Below are 15,912 nucleotides of genomic sequence, written 5' to 3' on the forward strand. Positions count from 1 at the left end.
ATGTACCTGAAATTGGTACTTTTCGACGTTGGCGTCGTGCGCGCCGCGTCTTGGCCTACCGCCCCGCCAGCAACGGCGACCACGTCGGGTCGGACGCGAACGACGGCGTCGGAACCGGGTTCTCAACCTTTCCGGTGATGTCGACCATGTAGAGCTTACCCCCACCCTGGCCGCCGGGATCGCGAAAAAACATCACGTACTGGCCGTTCGGCGCGAAGGTCGGGCCCTCGTTGTGAAAGCCCTCGGTCAGCACGCGCTCGCCGGAGCCGTCGGGCTTCATCACGCAGATGGCGAAGCCGCCCTTGCGCTGGCGGGTGAAGGCGATGAGGTCGCCCTTGGGGGACCACGCCGGCTGGGAGGCCGAGCCTTCGCCGAACGAGATGCGGTGGGCGTTCGAGCCGTCGGCCCCCATCACGTAGATCTGCTGCGAGCCGCCGCGGTCCGATTCGAACACGATCTGACCGCCGTCGGGCGAGTAGGTCGGCGAGGTGTCGATGGCGAGTCCCTGGGTGACCGGGTGCTGGGCCTTCGAGGCGATGTCAACGGTGACGATGTCGGCGTTGCCGCCCTGCTGAACGCTCATCACGAGGCGGCGCCCGTCCGGCGAGAAGCGCGGGCTGGTGCTCATCGAATCGAAACTGCCCACCGTCTGGCGGGTGCCGCTCTCGAGGTCGATCATCTGGACCTTCGGCTGCTGGCCGGAGGCCTGGGTCATGAAGGCGATGTCCTGGCCGGCCGGCGAGTACCGCGGCGCCACCACCGAGACGTCTCCGGAGGTCAGCGCGCGCACGTTGGCGCCGTCCTGGTCCATGACCATCAGGCGCTTGCGACGGCGCTCCTTCGGGCCGGACTCGTCGACGAAGGCGACGCGGCTGTCGAAGTAGCCGCCGATGCCGGTGATCTTGGTGTAGACCACGTCCGAGATCAGGTGGCCGGCGCGACGCGCATTGCCCGGATCGGTGCCGTATTGCTGCCCGGTGACCTGCTGGCCCGAGGTGACGTCCCAGAGCCGGAACTCGACCTTGAGCTTGCCGCCGGCGTCACGGCCGACGCGACCTGTGACGAGGGCCTGGATGCCGGTGCCGCGCCACTTCTCGAAGTTCGGTGCGGCGTCGAAGCTCGGGTTCTCGGGGAAGCGGGTCTTCTCCAACGGTGAGAAATAGCCCGAGCGGCGCAGGTTGTTCGTCACGACGCTCGACATCAGCGTGCCGAGGCTCGGATCGCCCGCGAAGTCGACGATGGCGATCGGCAGCGGCTGGAACGCGCCGCCGCCGATGCGCAGCTGGAGCTGGGCCTGTGCGGGCGCCGCGGCACTGAATGTCAGCGCGAGCGCGGTGAAGGCTGCGGCGAGGGTGCGCCGGGTGAGGAATTGCTGCGTCATGATCGCTTCCGGATAGGGAGAGGGTCCGGGTGGAGCCGCCGTCTCTCCTCCCCCTTGCGGGGAGGAGTTGGAGGTGGGGGTCGTGCCGACTCGCCGACGGAGTCAGGCGGAACCACCCCCACCCCCTGCCCCTCCCCGCAAGGGGGAGGGGAGAGTCACACCCGCGAGAACTCGAACTCGGCGTTGATGGCTTTCCAGTCGTTGTAATACGGCGCGTATTGCGACGGAATCTTGTAGGGCGCGCAGCGGCGCACGGCGCGCAGCGCGGCCTGGGCGATCGACTGGTCTACCGCGTTCTGGCCCGAGCGCAGGATCCGCGGTTCGGAGGTGAGCGATCCGTCCGCGTTCAGCTTGATGTCGAGCATCGGCAGGATCACGCCCTGGGCCGCACCCGGAGGCGCCGAGTAGCAGCGCTCGATCTGCTGCTGCAGCATGCCGACGAGGGCGTCACGCAAGCTCGGCGACAGCTTCTGGGCGTTGCCGGTCGTGGTGCCGAGGGAGGCCGTGCGCTGGACCTCGCGGCCGGTGGCGCCGGTGGATTGCGAGGGCGCCTTGTTGGCCAGCAGCTCCTTGATGTCGCCGGCATTGAACTTGTCGGCCATCTCGGCCTGCTTGCGGGCCTTGGCTTCGGCATCCGCCTTGGCCTTCGCCTCGGCCATGGCCTTCACCTTGGCCTTTGCTGCCGCTTCGGCCCTTGCCTTGGCGACCGCATCGGCTTTGGCCTTCGCGTCCGCCTCAGCCTTGGCTTTGGCTTCCGCAAGCTTCTGCTGGGCCTCGGCCTTCGCTTCCGCCTCGGCTTCCGCCTTCGCCTCGGCCTTGGCTTTCGCGTCGGCCTTCGCCTTGGCCTCGGCTTTTGCCTTGGCGGCAGCCTCCTTCGCGGCAGCTTCCTTGGCGACCGCCTCGGCTTCCTCGCGCTCGACGAGTTTCTGGAGCTCGTCGCGCTTGGCGGCCTCGGCCTTCTCAGCCTTCGCGGCGGCTTCAGCAGCCTTCGCGGCCTTCACTTCGGCAGCCTTCTCCGCCTTGGCCTCGGCTGCCTTGGCGGCTGCGGCGGCGGCCTCTTCCTTGACGGTCTCGGAGAGCTCGGCGCGCAGCGGAATCTCGTCGACGGAGGCGACCTTCATCTCGGCAGGGCGCGTCGGCGGCGCCGGCTTGTCGACCTTGGCGTTCTCGGGCTCGCGATCCTCGACCTTCTCGGAGACGCGGTCGGCCTTGTTCGGCTTTTCCTGCGGCTTCTCGGCGTTGCGCTCGCCGCGGGTCAATTCCGAGAATTGCTGCTCGGTCAGCACCTCGACCGGCACGCCCTCGTCGGCGTTCGGTAGGGCCGGCGCGGCCACCGCGAACAGCGCCAACGCCAGCAACGCCACATGCGTGCCGGCGGAGACCCAGACTCCGGGCTCGCTGCGGTCGAAGGAAGGCTTGGGGAAGCGCACCTGTCCGCGCCCCTCAGTTCTGTTCCGGCTCGGTGACGAGCGCCACCTTCTTGAAGCCGCCGCCGGTGACGATCGCCATCACCTGAGCGATGCGGCCGTACTCCACGCGCTTGTCGCCGCGCACGAAGACACGCTCCTCGGTGCCGGTCTTCGCGGTCTCCATGAGCTGGGGCACGATGTCGTCGTCCCGCAGCTCGGTCTCGCCGAGGAAGATCTGGCCGGATTGACGCACCGACAGCGTGATCGGCTTGACGTCGGAGTTCAGCGGGCTCGCCTTCGATTGCGGCAGGTCGAGGGGCACGCCCACCGTCATCATCGGCGCGGCGACCATGAACACGATCAGCAGTACCAGGACGACGTCGATGAACGGCGTCATGTTGATCTCGTTGATGGGGCCGGGCCCGCGCTTGCCGCGCCGGCGCCGCTTGCCCCCACCACCCGCACCGTGGCTCATGCCCATCAGGCTGTTCCTGCTACTGCGGTGACGTCAGGCGGCGAGCGAGAGGCGCTCGTCGATCTGGCGGGAGAGGATGGCGGAGAACTCGTCGGCGAAGCCCTCGAGCCGCGACTGCGACTTCGCCACCGAGGCCTGCAGCTTGTTGTAGGCGAGCACCGCGGGGATCGCCGCGAACAGGCCGATGGCGGTGGCGAACAAAGCCTCGGCGATGCCCGGCGCCACGACGGCGAGCGAGGTGTTCTTCGAGGCCGCGATCGAGGTGAAGGCGGTCATGATGCCCCAGACCGTGCCGAACAGGCCGATATACGGGCCGGCCGAGCCGATCGAGGCGAGGAAGAGCAGGCGTGATTCGAGCTTCTCGACCTCGCGCTGGATGGTGACGTCGAGCTGCTTCTCGATGCGCTGGCTGAGCGACTGGACCTGCCGGCCCGAACCCTCGAAAGAGCGCTTCCACTCGCGCATGGCGGCGACGAAGACCGCGGCGAGACCCTTGGCCGGCCGGTCGTTATAGGAGCGATAGAGTTCTTCCAGCGAGCGGCCGGACCAAAACGCCTCTTCGAAGGCGTCCATCTCGGCATCGGTGCGGCGGAACAGTAGCGTCTTGTCGACGATGATCGACCAGCACCAGATCGAGGCGCCGAGCAGACCCACCATCACGATCTTGACGACGAAGTGGGCCTGCCAGAACAGGCCGAACAGGCTCATGTCGATGGCAGGTGCAGCCTGCATGGCATCGGCTGGATTCATCGGTCGGATCCCAAGAGCCCCAAGGCACAGCGACGGTGGCGGCGTCCCGGTCGGGTCCCGCGTCTTCGCCAGATCCTTGAGCGATATCAAAGGAGATCGCTCGCGAATCTGTCGAAAGTAAGGGCCGAGCTTGCCCGGACACCGCATGACACGCGCGACGGTTTCGCGAAGCCTGTTAGGCGCGCGTCAGGGTTAAGGAATGGTTGTCGATCTGGGCCGTCATGCGGTTGCACGGTGTTCACGCAGACCTTCGGATCGTGCGGCGCGACCGATGCGGAGAGCATGCCAAGACGGAGGAGGGGGTGGGACAGGCCGGCTCGGCCCTCGGCTTTAACCGCGTCCTCAACTTCCGCGGCCGTCAGGCTCGATTGCGCGTGCACTTGCAACCGAAACGCTGTTCAGTCGTCGGCGACAGGAGTGCATGATGTCGTCCGACGCTATCTGGCAACGCTACGGCGAGAGCGACCCGTATTACGGCGTGCTCACCCTCGACGCCTACCGGAAAGACAACATCGCGGCGAACAAGGACGCCTTCTTCGCCTCCGGTGAGCGCTCGGTGGCGCGGGTGTTGGCTCAGGTCGAGGCGGCCGTCGGGCCGGTGCGGCGCGGCCATGCCGTGGATTTCGGCGCGGGCGTCGGCCGCCTCAGCCTACCCCTCGGCCGACGCTTCGAACGCGTCTCCTCGATCGACGTCTCGCCCGGCATGCTGCGGGAACTGCAGAGCAACGCGACGGCACAGGGCGCGTCCAACCTCACCCTCTGCAACCGCGTCGACGAGGTTGCGCAGCCGATCGACTTCGCGCTGAGCCTGATCGTGCTCCAGCACATCGACCCGCAGCGTGGCCGCGACGTGATCCTCGGCATCGCGGACCGGCTCGCGCCCGGCGGCATACTGGCCCTCGACGTGCCGATCATGAGCCGCCGCTCACGTGGCTGGCATTTCGTCCGCAGGTTGCGCGACCGAGTGCCCCTTGTGCAGACCGCCTGGAACCTGCTCCGCGGGCGCCCCGCTCACGACGGCGGCATGCAGATGAACCTCTATCCGGTGAACGAGATCACCGAGGCGCTGTTTGCCCGCGGCATGGCTTCGGTGACCCTGCTGCCGACCGAGCCCGACCCATTCTTCGCGGGCGCGCTCATCGTGTGTCGCAAGGCCGGTTAGCCCGGCTCGGAAATCGCGCGGGTCAGCGAGCGCCTGATCGAGTCGGGCAGTCGGATCGCGCGGCCGTCGCGCACGCAGGCGACGACAACGTCGGCCCGCGTCAGCGTCTGGCCATCCCGCCTGACTTCCTGCGACAGGTGCATCGAGGCCCCGCGCAGCTCGCTCGACCAGGTGAGCACGTCGAGCAGATCGTCCATGCGGGCGGCCTTGAGGAAGTCCAGGGTCATCTTTCGCACGACGAAGACGAGGCCGCGCGCGTCCCGGTGCAGATCCGACTGATCGCCGGCTAGGGAGCGCAGCAGCTCCGTCCGCCCGCGCTCCATGAAGCGCAGGTAGCTCGCATGATAGACGAAGCCGGAAAAGTCGGTGTCTTCGTAGTAGACCCGCAGCGGCAAACGGTGGACGCCGTCACCAAGGGTTCCACCGAGCGTGGCCGCCGTCATGTTCTCCTCGCCCACATGTGATCCCAAGCGTTCGTGATACGGCCTCTAGAAAGGGCGAACGGCTAGCATCCGATGCCGGCGAGGCAAAGGCGGCCGTGGGGCGCCAGCGCAGTCTCCGACGGCGTCGTTCACCCGCCGTGACGTTTTCCGAGTAAGCGTCGGCTGAGACCGTTCCCCCGCCCGTGGCCATGGTTCAGCGGGACCACGGCCCGGTGCGGCTGTTCTGCCTTTCTCATGCGGGCGGCAGCGCGATGGCCTATGCGCGCCGGCACCATCAGCCTGCCGTTGCCCCGGCCGAGATCGGCCACCGTGCCGCCGCCGCGCGTCTCGAACGCGACCTCGTGCTCGACGAGATGGTGGATCAGTCGCGCGGCGAGCGCCGCCGGATCGGCGAGTACGATGTCGGTCTCGGATATCGGCATTCCGGTGCTGTCTCCGGCCGCTCCCTGCGAACTCGGCGGAGCCTCAAGCCGCCACCGCGGCCGGCGCCTTCTCGGCCTCGTCGTCGAGCGCCTTGCGGCAGAGCGCGGTGGCGTCGCGGATCATGAAGTTGACGAGCGTCGGCGAGACGCCATTTTCGGCGGCGATGGTTTTCTGCGGCACGCCGTCGAGGCGATGAGCGAGGATGGCGCGGCGGGTGCGGGCGGGCGCCGTGTCCAGTGCCGCGAACACGGCCTTGAGCGCCTGGCAGGCCTCCATGCGCTGCTGCGGGCAGGCGCAGGGGCTTGCGGTCTCGTCGGCATCGGCCATCGGCGCGAGCAGCCGGCATTCCAGGCCGACCTGCCGCACGGTGTCGATGGCGAGGTTGCGGATCATGCGGCGGACGTAGCCCTTGGGGCTGTGCAACCCCGTCTCGGGACCGCCCTGCCAGATCCGCAGGGCGGCCTCCTGCACCACGTCCTCCGCGCGGGCGCGGCATTTGAGGATGCGATGCGCCACCTCCACGAGCCGCTTGCGGTCGGCGAGCAGGATGTCGAGCAGATCCTGTCGCGGGAAAGCGTCCTGCATGGTCCGTACTGGTCCGCCCGTGGGCGAGCGCCTCTGCGATCGGAACCCGGTATGCCTGAATACGCATCCGCCGGGACCGATATCCCGGGAGCAACACGCGCACAGCAGCTTGGTTGCCGAGCCCGGCCGATAACCGTGGTCTAGCAGCAGAGAAAATCGCGTTCAATACGGGCGGGCCATCAGAGCATGACAGACACTTCGCCGAAAACTCCGAGTTTATACTTATTCCAACTTCGATCTAGGCAGTTTGATACTTTGGTCGGCATCCGTTGGGCATGGTCGGGCGGTAGTAGACCTTGCCGCCCCGATGCTCAGCCCCGTGCGGCTCTATGTGCCGGTAATCGCCGGCCGTGTGGCGCTCGGGGCGCTTGTAGGGCGACTGAAGCTGCTGGGGCCGCCGCTATTCAATCGTTGGATGAACGACCCATGCGTGCCTGCGTTCTGGAGCGTCCAAGAAAGAACCCCGCCGCCGTTTCCGGTCGGCGGGATGTCTCGCCGGTGATCAGCGGCGGTTGCTGCTGTGCAGGAGCAGCGCGAGGCCGTAGCCGACGGCGCCGGCGATGAGCAGCGCCACCATCGGATTCTCTTCGACGCGCGACGTCACGGCGCGATGACCGTCGCGGACGTACTCGCCGCCGCGATCGTAGGCGTCGCGGGCGTAGTCGCTGCCGCGGTCATAGGCGTCCCGCGCATAGTCGCTGCCGCGCTCGTAAGCGTCGCCGACGTAGTCGCCGACATCCTCCGCCACGTCGCGGGCCTTGTCCTTGGCCTGTCCGTAGGCTTGCTGGGCCTTGCCCTCCGCCTCCCGGTAGCGGCCCTCAACTGACTCGCGCGACGTGCCGAGGGCATCGCCAACCGCGCCCTGGACCTTGCCGCCGAGGTCTTTGGCGCCGCCGATGACGCGATCCGTGTCCACCATATCCGTGCTCCTCGAAACCGTCCGTCTTCCGCCCGGCGCGAGGTACCGCGCGGCGGGTGGATCGATCACAGAACGCCTGAGGGCCGAATGTGTCCCGCGTTGCGCCGAATTTCTCGGACGGAGCGTGAACGGATAGGCTCAGCGTCCCCCGCCCCCTCCGAACCCGCCACCCCCTCCACCGAACCCGCCGCCACCCCCGCCGAAGCCGGGACCGCCGCCGAAACCCGGCATTCCGCCGGGGCCGCCCGGTCCCGACGGACCGATCCCGCCGCGACCTGCTCCCCCCGGCCCCATGCCACCGGGTCCGGGAGCGCCGCCGAACCCGCCGGACGGGCCGCCGCCCGGCATCGGCCGCGTGTCGATCCGATAGCCGCCGTCGCCGCCCGGTATCGCCCTGTCGGGACCGCCGCCTCGGCCCTGGCCACCGGGTCCGAACCCGCCGCCGCCGCGACCGCCGGGTCCGCCACCGGCTCCTCTGCCTCCAGGTTCCATGCCGTTCGGCCCGCCGCCGCCCGGACCCTGGCCTCCGGGACTGCCCGTTCCGCCGTGCCCCTCGACGCGCATCGAATCGACGGTGAGGCGCCCGTCGGCCCCGACGCCGGTGGTCAGCACGGCCCGCGATCCGCTTGCGACGGCGATGCCCGTCGTGTTCGCCAGCCACAGGCCCGAGCCGAGCCGCAGGGTCTCGCCCTGGCGCACGACGAAACCTTCGATCGAGGCGCGCCCGAGCCCGGCCGGGAACGGCCGGCTGACGTCGCGCGCCGAAGACACTGTCAGGGCCGTGCCGCCAGCCTGTCCCTCCACCGAAGCGCGGCGGCCGACGAGGGCCTTGGCCAGCCCGTCGAGCTTGAGGCCGCCGATCGCCGGCACGCCGTCGGCGCCCCTCGTTACGGGACCCGCGACGCGGGCCGGACCGTCGGGTCGCGCCTCGATCAGGCTCGCGACGATGCTACCGTCGCCTCGGCGCAGGCCGCTGACGGCGACACGGTCACCAACCGCGAAGGCGCCGGCGCCTTGGGCCGTCGCGGTCCGCACGCTCTGGCCGAGCACGGTCATGCGGCCTTTGGCGACGCTCTCGACCGGTCCGACCACCTCGCTCGTCACGTCGATGCGCCGTGTCGTGAGCGCGCCCTCCATGCCCTGCGCGACCACGCGCACGACATGGCCGATCTTGAGGTCCGAGACCCGGGCCGGCGCGCCGTCGATGTGAACCGCGACGGTGTTTGGATAAGTGATGCGCAGATCGTTGACCACGATGGAGCCGAAACGGCGGATCGTGCCGATCACGCCCGTCCCGCCGATGCCGTGGTCGCCGCCGGGCGTCTCGTCCTCGGGCGCGCGAGCGCCGGTGCCGCCGATGCCGCGGTCGCTCGGCTCGACCGGCTGGGCGTACGGCCGGCGCACGGAGGCGAGCAGCAGCGGCAGGCCACCGAGCAGGCCGAGAAAGCGGCGTCGCCGGGGAGAGAAAGCCTCGCTCAAGGCGCGTCTCCTCAAGCGTTCGCAGCGGTGGCCGGGGGCGTGCTCGCGGGTGAGGTCTCCTCGCGAAACACGTAGATGCCGAAATTCCAGCGATGCGCCCCGCCGGGATCGTCGATGCAGGCCTCGTGCGCCTCGGCGTTGGCCTGCCGCAAGGCATCCATCGCGATCTCGCGGGCTCGCGCCTCCAGACGTTCGGCGAGTGGCTGCGAGAGACCGTCATAATGCACGGCCCGCTCCAGGAAGCGCGGCGCCTCGCCCATGATGTTCTCGACGGCAGCCGCGACGTGGTCGTGCAGGTTGCGACCGAAATAGTAGAGCTGCGGTTCGCTGCCGCCGCGCGGAAGATACGCCCCTTCGAGCAGCACGACGCGGCCCTGGTCGTCGAGCACGACGAGACCGCGGTCGAGCCATTCGTCGAGCACGGCGCGCGGGCGGACGTCCCGCGTCACGCCGGCGACCAGCGCCTCGAAGGACGGTCCGTCCTCCTCGGCGACGCGCGGCAGCGGCAGCGGTCGTCCCTGGCCGTCCGTGAATTCCGGGGCGGCGACCCAGCGGGCGATGATCCGGCTGGTGCGCGAGACCACGCCCGGCACCTGGCTCACCGGCGCGCCCGCGCCACGCAGGCGCCGGACTTCCTTGCGGTGGATGCCCGTCAGCAGGCTCACGCGGCTGTCCGTCTGCTCCTTCCCGGCAAGAGCGAAGTCGTATTCGGCTACGTTGACGTAGAGCTCGCGCAGCAGGTTGGTGAGGGCCGGAAAGGTGATGCCGCGTGCCACGAAGAGGCGCACGAGCGGCCGCAGCAGGCGGGCCACCGGCGCGTGCAGGCTCGCGGCCTGAGGAGAGGCGGCGTCGGTCGTCTCGGGCCTGTCGTTCGTGTCGGACATGGGCGCGACCTTATCTCGCCTCATGTGGGATACAATCCCACGACGTGCGTTTCGGCACCCACAGCGCCGCGTTCCCGATTGACGTGGGAAAAATGCACACGTAATTTTCGGAGGTCATCACGTCACTGCGGACTTCGCATCATGGTCGAACTCAGAGCGATCCTTCTGCCCGACACCGAGCCGTTGCGCTTGCCGCACGCCCCCGGAGCTTTCGCAGGTGCCTCGCTTCGACCCCTCGCTCGCGGCTTGGTTTTCCTGGCCGCCCTGTCCTTGCCCGTCCTCGGGTGCGCAATCGCCGATCGGTTCCACGATGGTGCCCCCGGGCGACGCAAGTCGCCGCCGTCCCGCTCGACCCCCCTCGGACCGGGACGGCGGCGAAGTTCCCGAAGGTTCCGCGGGCGACAGCAGCCCCGGCACGTCAGGCAATGCTGATACCGGCCAAGTTCACGCAGAGCTTGAGCCTGCAATGAGCACGCTGATCTTTCGGCCCGCCCGTTCGGGTTCGCTCTTCGGCGTTAGCGACGACGCTCCCTGGAACGCGGTGAAGCCCCCCACCGACGACCACGATCCCTGCGGCGGCGAGCGGATCATCGACTTCGCCCTCTGCCTGATCGTCGCCGCTTCCGTCGTCGGACTGATGCTTCTGGCGCTCTGATACGCTTTCCGGATGACTCATCCGGAAAGCGTATCGGCAAGCCCGTGCGGCATTCGAGCGAAGCTGAAATCCGCATTGCGAAGCAACCGACCGGATTTCAAACGGTAACGCACCCATCCGGCCCAGGTCCCAGCGACCGGTCGAAGTCACGAGAAAAATCACCATGACCAGACGTCTGCTCGCCGCTGCCCTGTGCGCCGGTACCCTCGCGGCCGCCTCCGCCCAGGCCGCCGACCTGCCGCGCCGTGCCGCTGCCCCGCCACCCGTGCCGATCCCGCCCGCTTTCACCTGGACCGGATTCTACGTGGGTGTGAACGCCGGTTACGGTTTCCGGTCCGGCTCCTCGACCTTCACCGATGCCACCTACGGAACGGTCACGGGAGGCGGCAGCGGCGGCGGGATCGTCGGTGGTGCGCAGGCTGGATACAACTACCAGTTCACACAGGGCTCCGGCTTCGTCGTCGGCCTGGAGACGGACATCCAGGGCGCCGGTTTTTCAGGCGGCGGCACGGCCCTGATCGGGACGACACCCTATTACAACGTCTCGCCCTCACTCGATTACTTCGGCACCGTGCGCGGTCGTGCCGGCTACGCCTTCGATCGCTGGCTGGTCTACGGGACCGGCGGCCTCGCCTATGGCGGGGGCCGCACGTCATCGAATGCGTCCGCCTATCCCTACACGCTGCCGGACACGTCGCGCATCGGCTACGCGGTCGGCGGCGGCGTCGAATACGCGCTGACCGATCACGTCTCGGTCAAGCTGGAAGGCCTCTACGTCAACCTCGGCAAGGGCACCGCGGGCACCACCTACTACGACACCGCGACGCCGGCCTATTACGGCACCGGACGCTCCGATTCCGGTTTCGGCATCGCCCGCGCCGGGCTCAACTACCGCTTCTGAAAGCGATCCCCGCGCAGGACAGGAATCCCGTCGCGGGGAACCGGGGCGGGAGCGTTCCCGTTCTGATCGTTCGAGACCGGACGACCTCTGCCTGTCTGCCGACGTCTAAGACGATCGCAGGCGGCGCAGTGTCCCTTTCGATCGAGGAGAACGACGTGGCCTATACTCCCTTCCGCAGCGCGACCCGGCGCTTCGCTCTGGCGCTCGCCGTCGCGTCGGCATTCGCCGGCACGGCGGCCCTCCCGGCGCTTGGTCAGGGCCTGCCCCGGATCGAGATCCCGAACATCGACACGCCGGACGTCGGCGACCCGTCCGACGATCAGCCGGACACCAAAGGCGATCTCGTCTTCCACGGCAATTACTGCGGCCCCGGCAGCCGCGGCGTCGGCCGTCCGCCCGTCGATGCCCTCGACGAAGCCTGCATGCACCACGACGCCTGCTCGCCCGCCGTCGGCACGGGCTTGCCCTCTTGCGGCTGCAATGCCCGCCTCGCCCAGGAAGCCGCCCGCGTCGCCCGCAGTCCACGCATCGACGTCGAGCAGCGTGCCGCTGCGGAATTCGTCGCCGAAGGTGCCAAGGTCCTGGCCTGTCGCTGATTTTCGATCGGCGCGCGGCCGGCTTTGCTCGGCCGGCGCCAGTCGGTTGAAGCCGGGCGTCCCGGCTTCAATTCACGGCCGAAAGCCCTCGAACACCATCTGGTCAGCATGTGCCGCGGCAATCTTCCGCTGGTCGTCCGTCCGCACCGTCCACGTCATCACGGGCATGCGCCCGAGCTGCCGGCAGAGATACGGCACGCCGCCGGGCAGATCGTCCACGCGCCAGGACACGAAGTCCGGCCGGCTCTGGTGCAGGTGAAGCAGGTTCGCGAGGCCGAAGCGCTGGGTGCGCGTCAGCCGGGCGTAGGATGGATCCTCCTGGCTTCGCTCGGCGACGATGCCGCGCGGCACGCCCTTCGCCAGTTCGGCCAAAGAGCCGACGATACGCGGATCGAACGACTTCAACGCGACGGGTCCCGCATAGCCGGCGATCACCTCGGCCACGCGACGGGCGAGGCGTGGGTCCTCGTCGAATTGCGTCTTCACCTCGATGATCAGCGGCGTTCGGCAGGCGATGACCTCCAGAAACGCCGGCAACGTCGGGATGTGCTGCTGCGTGCCCGCGACCGCGAGCGCCGACAGGTCGGCGGCGTTCCGCGAGGCCGTCGGCTCGCTCGACGTCGTCAACCGGCCCAAAGCCTCGTCGTGGAACACCATGGCCTCGCCGTCGACGCTCGGTTGCACGTCGCACTCGATGGCGTAGCCGGCGGCGATCGCGGCCTCCGCCGCCGCGATCGTGTTTTCCGGAATGCCGGCGGCCCGATCGTGCAGCCCGCGATGGGCGATCGGCTGGGCCGTCAGCCAGCCGGGCGCGGACATTCTCAGCGGACCTCGAACATCGCTTCGACCTCGACGGCCGCGTCGAGCGGCAGCTCGGCGACGCCGACTGTGGACCTGGCGTGGCGGCCGCGGTCGCCCAGAACCTCGACCATCAGGTCCGAGGCGCCGTTCATGACGGGGGCGAGGCCGGCAAAGCTCGGCACGGCGTTGATGAAGCCGCCGAGCCGCACGCATTGCACGACGCCGTGGTCGAGATCGCCCACCGCCGCTTCGACCTGCGCCAGCACGTTGAGTGCGCAGAGCCGCGCCGCTGCGATGCCCGCTTCGTTCGAGATCTCCGCGCCGAGCTTGCCCTTGTGCGCGTCGGCGAGCTTGCCGTCCGCGCCGAAGCAGATCTGGCCGGAGATCACCACGAGGTTGCCGACGCGCACGAACGGCACGTAGTTCGCCACCGGCGCCGCCGCCTTCGGCAGGGTGATGCCGAGCTTTTCCAGGCGTTCCTTGACCGAACTCATGCGTGCGTCTCCGATTGGACTGTCGTGTTGCCCGCGCTCTGAGCACAGGCCGAGGCCGGCGCGCAAGGCGGAGCCGTGTTCTGAATCCCCTTGGCAACGCTGTCACAATTGACACGTGGAGCGCATGTCATAGTAATCGCCCGCGTGCCGCCCGTCCCCGAGGCGGCACTTTCTTTTGGAACGGTCGCCTGTGCGGCCTCGTCACGGAGAGCCCCTTGGCATCCGCTTCCACCTCCGCCCTCGTGCCGACCTACGCCCGCGCGCCGATCGCCTTCGAGCGCGGCGAGGGCGCGTGGCTCGTGGCCGACAACGGTGAGCGATACCTGGATTTCGGCGCCGGCATCGCCGTGAATGCGCTCGGCCATGCACATCCGCATCTCGTGGAAGCCCTTACCACCCAGGCCCAGAAGATCTGGCACACCTCGAATCTGTTTCAGATCCCCGAGGGCGAGCGGCTCGGCCGGCGGCTGGTCGATTCCACCTTCGCCGACGTCGCCTTCTTCGCCAATTCCGGCGCGGAGGCGAACGAGGCCGCCATCAAGATGGCGCGCAAGTACCATGCGGTCGGCGGCCATCCCGAACGCTATCGGATCGTCACCTTCGAGGGCGCCTTCCACGGCCGCACCCTCGCGACGATCGCCGCCGGCGGGCAGGCCAAGTACATCGAGGGCTTCGGACCGAAGGTCGACGGGTTCGATCAGGTCCCGGCCGGTGACTTCGACGCGCTCGCGGCCGTGATCGGGCCAGAGACGGCCGCGCTGATGATCGAGCCCATCCAGGGCGAGGGCGGCGTCCGCTCCATCGACAACGACGTCCTGCGCCGCCTGCGCGCGATCTGCGACGAGCACGGCCTGCTCCTGATCTTCGACGAGATCCAGACGGGCGTCGGCCGCACCGGGAAATTCTTCGCGCACGAATGGACCGGCGTCGCGCCCGACATCATGACGGTGGCCAAGGGCATCGGCGGCGGCTTCCCGCTCGGCGTCTGTCTCGCAACCGCGGAGGCCGCGCGCGGGCTCACCGCCGGCACGCACGGCACCACCTTCGGCGGCAATCCGCTGGCGATGGCGGTCGGGAACGCCGTGATCGACGTGATCCTCGCCGACGGATTTCTGGAGCAGGTCCAGCAGACCGGGCTGCTCCTGAAGCAGCGGCTCGCGGCGCTCGTCGATCGTCACCCCCGCGTCTTCATCGAGATCCGAGGGCAGGGGTTGATGCTCGGCCTCAAGCTCAATGTACTCAATACCGATTTCGCCGCCGCCGCCCGCGCGCAGAAACTGCTCGTGATCCCGGCTGGCGACAATGTGGTGCGACTCCTGCCTCCGCTGATCATCACGGAGGACGACGTGGCTCAGGCCATCGAGCGCCTGGATGCCGCAGCGAGCACCCTCGAAGCGCAGGTCCGCGGAGCGGCCTGACCGACGCCTGAGAATACGAACGACAAGCGAAGCACGAGACCATGGCCGCGATTGCAAACGGTGCGGGACGGGACGTCCGCCACTTCCTCGACCTCAAGGATTTTTCTGGAGCCGACCTGCGCCGCATCATCGATGCGAGCGCCGCCATCAAGAGTGTCCGCCGCAAGGGGCGGCGCGCGGATGAGCGGCCCCTCGAAGGGCGCATGCTGGCGATGGTCTTCGACCGGCCCTCGACCCGCACGCGCGTCTCGTTCGACGTCGCCATGCGCGAGCTCGGCGGCGAGACCCTGATGCTGACGGGCAAGGAGATGCAGCTCGGCCGCGGCGAGACCGTCGCCGACACCGCCCGCGTGCTTTCGCGCTACGTCGACGCGATCATGATCCGCATCCTCGATCACGGTCTGATGGTGGAGCTCGCACAGAACGCCGAGGTGCCCGTCATCAACGCGCTCACCAAGGTCTCGCATCCCTGCCAGATCATGGCCGACGTGCTGACCTTCGAGGAGCATCGCGGCCCGATTCGGGGCCGCACCGTGGCTTGGTCGGGCGACGCCAACAACGTGCTGGCGAGCTGGGTCCACGCGGCCGCACGCTTCGACTTCACCCTGAACGTCGCCGCGCCGCCGGAACTCGCGATGCCGTCGGCGCTCGCAGACTGGGCGAAGCGCGAGGGCGCCCGCGTCAACGCCACCACGGACGCCTATGCTGCTGTCGAGGGCGCCGACGCCGTCGTGACCGACTGCTGGGTCTCGATGGGCGACGACGACGAGCATTACCGCCACAACCTGCTCTCGCCCTACCGGGTCGACGCGGGGCTGATGAACGCCGCCAAAAAGGACGCGCTCTTCATGCACTGCCTGCCGGCGCATCGCGGCGAGGAGGTCACGGCCGAGGTGATCGACGGCCCGCAGTCGGTGGTGTTCGACGAGGCCGAGAACCGCCTGCACGCGCAGAAGGGCATTCTCGCCTGGTGCCTGGAGGCGCCGGGGCTCGCCTGAGCCACCGGTTCCGGCGAGAACGGTCCTCCACGGCCGAGTGCGGCCTGCCACTTGAGACGGCCACGCCGAAGTCCCATGTCGGGCCTCTCGTCCTTGGAGTGGAAAGACCCGTGACCGAGCGCTGCCCTTTGCGCCGCAT

Annotated in this window: 18 protein-coding genes; 6 read left to right on the forward strand and 12 right to left on the reverse strand. The window is 68.8% G+C overall.

Features of this window, described 5'->3' with window-relative positions; translation table 11 throughout:
* Positions 1-55: 55 nt before the first annotated feature.
* The 4 genes from tolB to tolQ all read right to left on the reverse strand — a co-directional run bounded on the left by tolB (position 56) and on the right by tolQ (position 4,015).
* A complete protein-coding gene (gene tolB, locus MHA02_RS15780; protein WP_147080343.1) occupies positions 56-1,381 on the reverse strand; it encodes a Tol-Pal system beta propeller repeat protein TolB in 1,326 nt (441 codons plus the stop codon).
* Between the two features lie 155 nt (positions 1,382-1,536).
* The gene (gene tolA / locus MHA02_RS15785; RefSeq protein WP_147080345.1) at positions 1,537-2,811 is read right to left on the reverse strand and encodes a cell envelope integrity protein TolA; all 1,275 of its coding nucleotides are present in this window, start codon (positions 2,809-2,811) and stop codon (positions 1,537-1,539) included.
* A 13-nt stretch (positions 2,812-2,824) separates the two neighbouring features.
* On the reverse strand, positions 2,825-3,271 hold the full coding sequence (locus MHA02_RS15790) for an ExbD/TolR family protein (RefSeq protein ID WP_147080347.1): 447 nt from the start codon (positions 3,269-3,271) through the stop codon (positions 2,825-2,827).
* Positions 3,272-3,298: 27 nt separating this feature from the next.
* Positions 3,299-4,015 carry a protein TolQ gene (gene tolQ / locus MHA02_RS15795; RefSeq protein WP_147080349.1) on the reverse strand — a complete coding sequence of 239 codons (717 nt, stop codon included), beginning with the start codon at positions 4,013-4,015 and terminating at the stop codon, positions 3,299-3,301.
* A gap of 424 nt (positions 4,016-4,439) precedes the next feature.
* Between tolQ and MHA02_RS15800 the strand changes: the two genes are divergently transcribed.
* The gene (locus tag MHA02_RS15800; RefSeq protein ID WP_170249303.1) at positions 4,440-5,177 is read left to right on the forward strand and encodes a class I SAM-dependent methyltransferase; all 738 of its coding nucleotides are present in this window, start codon (positions 4,440-4,442) and stop codon (positions 5,175-5,177) included.
* On the opposite strand, the gene ybgC is transcribed toward MHA02_RS15800, so the two are convergent.
* The 6 genes from ybgC to MHA02_RS15830 all read right to left on the reverse strand — a co-directional run bounded on the left by ybgC (position 5,174) and on the right by MHA02_RS15830 (position 9,910).
* Positions 5,174-5,620 carry a tol-pal system-associated acyl-CoA thioesterase gene (ybgC, locus tag MHA02_RS15805; protein ID WP_147080353.1) on the reverse strand — a complete coding sequence of 149 codons (447 nt, stop codon included), beginning with the start codon at positions 5,618-5,620 and terminating at the stop codon, positions 5,174-5,176. The genes MHA02_RS15800 and ybgC overlap by 4 nt on opposite strands.
* A gap of 128 nt (positions 5,621-5,748) precedes the next feature.
* Complete coding sequence (locus MHA02_RS15810; protein ID WP_147080356.1) at positions 5,749-6,042, reverse strand: hypothetical protein; 294 nt, start codon at positions 6,040-6,042, stop codon at positions 5,749-5,751.
* Between the two features lie 43 nt (positions 6,043-6,085).
* On the reverse strand, positions 6,086-6,628 hold the full coding sequence (locus tag MHA02_RS15815; protein WP_147080358.1) for a sigma-70 family RNA polymerase sigma factor: 543 nt from the start codon (positions 6,626-6,628) through the stop codon (positions 6,086-6,088).
* Positions 6,629-7,130: 502 nt separating this feature from the next.
* Positions 7,131-7,547 (reverse strand): CsbD family protein, encoded by a 417-nt coding sequence (locus MHA02_RS15820; RefSeq protein ID WP_147080359.1) that lies wholly within the window; start codon positions 7,545-7,547, stop codon positions 7,131-7,133.
* Between the two features lie 138 nt (positions 7,548-7,685).
* Complete coding sequence (locus MHA02_RS22385; protein ID WP_147080361.1) at positions 7,686-9,026, reverse strand: DUF5666 domain-containing protein; 1,341 nt, start codon at positions 9,024-9,026, stop codon at positions 7,686-7,688.
* Between the two features lie 11 nt (positions 9,027-9,037).
* Positions 9,038-9,910, reverse strand: coding sequence for a DUF6502 family protein (locus MHA02_RS15830; protein ID WP_147080363.1), 873 nt, complete (start codon positions 9,908-9,910; stop codon positions 9,038-9,040).
* 466 nt (positions 9,911-10,376) lie between these two features.
* Between MHA02_RS15830 and MHA02_RS15835 the strand changes: the two genes are divergently transcribed.
* The 3 genes from MHA02_RS15835 to MHA02_RS15845 all read left to right on the forward strand — a co-directional run bounded on the left by MHA02_RS15835 (position 10,377) and on the right by MHA02_RS15845 (position 12,062).
* Positions 10,377-10,565, forward strand: a complete 189-nt coding sequence (locus tag MHA02_RS15835; protein ID WP_147080365.1) for a hypothetical protein — start codon at positions 10,377-10,379, stop codon at positions 10,563-10,565.
* 163 nt (positions 10,566-10,728) lie between these two features.
* Positions 10,729-11,466, forward strand: coding sequence for an outer membrane protein (locus MHA02_RS15840; RefSeq protein WP_147080366.1), 738 nt, complete (start codon positions 10,729-10,731; stop codon positions 11,464-11,466).
* A gap of 155 nt (positions 11,467-11,621) precedes the next feature.
* Positions 11,622-12,062, forward strand: coding sequence for a phospholipase A2 family protein (locus MHA02_RS15845; RefSeq protein ID WP_238180217.1), 441 nt, complete (start codon positions 11,622-11,624; stop codon positions 12,060-12,062).
* Positions 12,063-12,134: 72 nt separating this feature from the next.
* Here the strand turns inward: MHA02_RS15845 and MHA02_RS15850 are convergent, their stop codons facing one another.
* Both MHA02_RS15850 and MHA02_RS15855 read right to left on the reverse strand, forming a co-directional pair.
* Positions 12,135-12,881: a glycerophosphodiester phosphodiesterase family protein gene (locus tag MHA02_RS15850; protein ID WP_147080368.1), complete on the reverse strand. Its 747-nt coding sequence runs from the start codon at positions 12,879-12,881 to the stop codon at positions 12,135-12,137.
* Between the two features lie 2 nt (positions 12,882-12,883).
* Complete coding sequence (locus MHA02_RS15855; protein WP_147080370.1) at positions 12,884-13,357, reverse strand: RidA family protein; 474 nt, start codon at positions 13,355-13,357, stop codon at positions 12,884-12,886.
* A gap of 215 nt (positions 13,358-13,572) precedes the next feature.
* Between MHA02_RS15855 and MHA02_RS15860 the strand changes: the two genes are divergently transcribed.
* Together MHA02_RS15860 and argF are read left to right on the forward strand one after the other, a co-directional pair.
* The gene (locus MHA02_RS15860) at positions 13,573-14,775 is read left to right on the forward strand and encodes an aspartate aminotransferase family protein (RefSeq protein WP_147080372.1); all 1,203 of its coding nucleotides are present in this window, start codon (positions 13,573-13,575) and stop codon (positions 14,773-14,775) included.
* A 41-nt stretch (positions 14,776-14,816) separates the two neighbouring features.
* Entirely contained in the window at positions 14,817-15,773 is a 957-nt protein-coding gene (gene argF, locus MHA02_RS15865) for an ornithine carbamoyltransferase (protein WP_147080374.1), read from the forward strand.
* Positions 15,774-15,912: the final 139 nt, after the last annotated feature.

Origin of the sequence: Methylobacterium haplocladii (assembly GCF_007992175.1) — a bacterium.
Lineage (GTDB): Bacteria > Pseudomonadota > Alphaproteobacteria > Rhizobiales > Beijerinckiaceae > Methylobacterium > Methylobacterium haplocladii.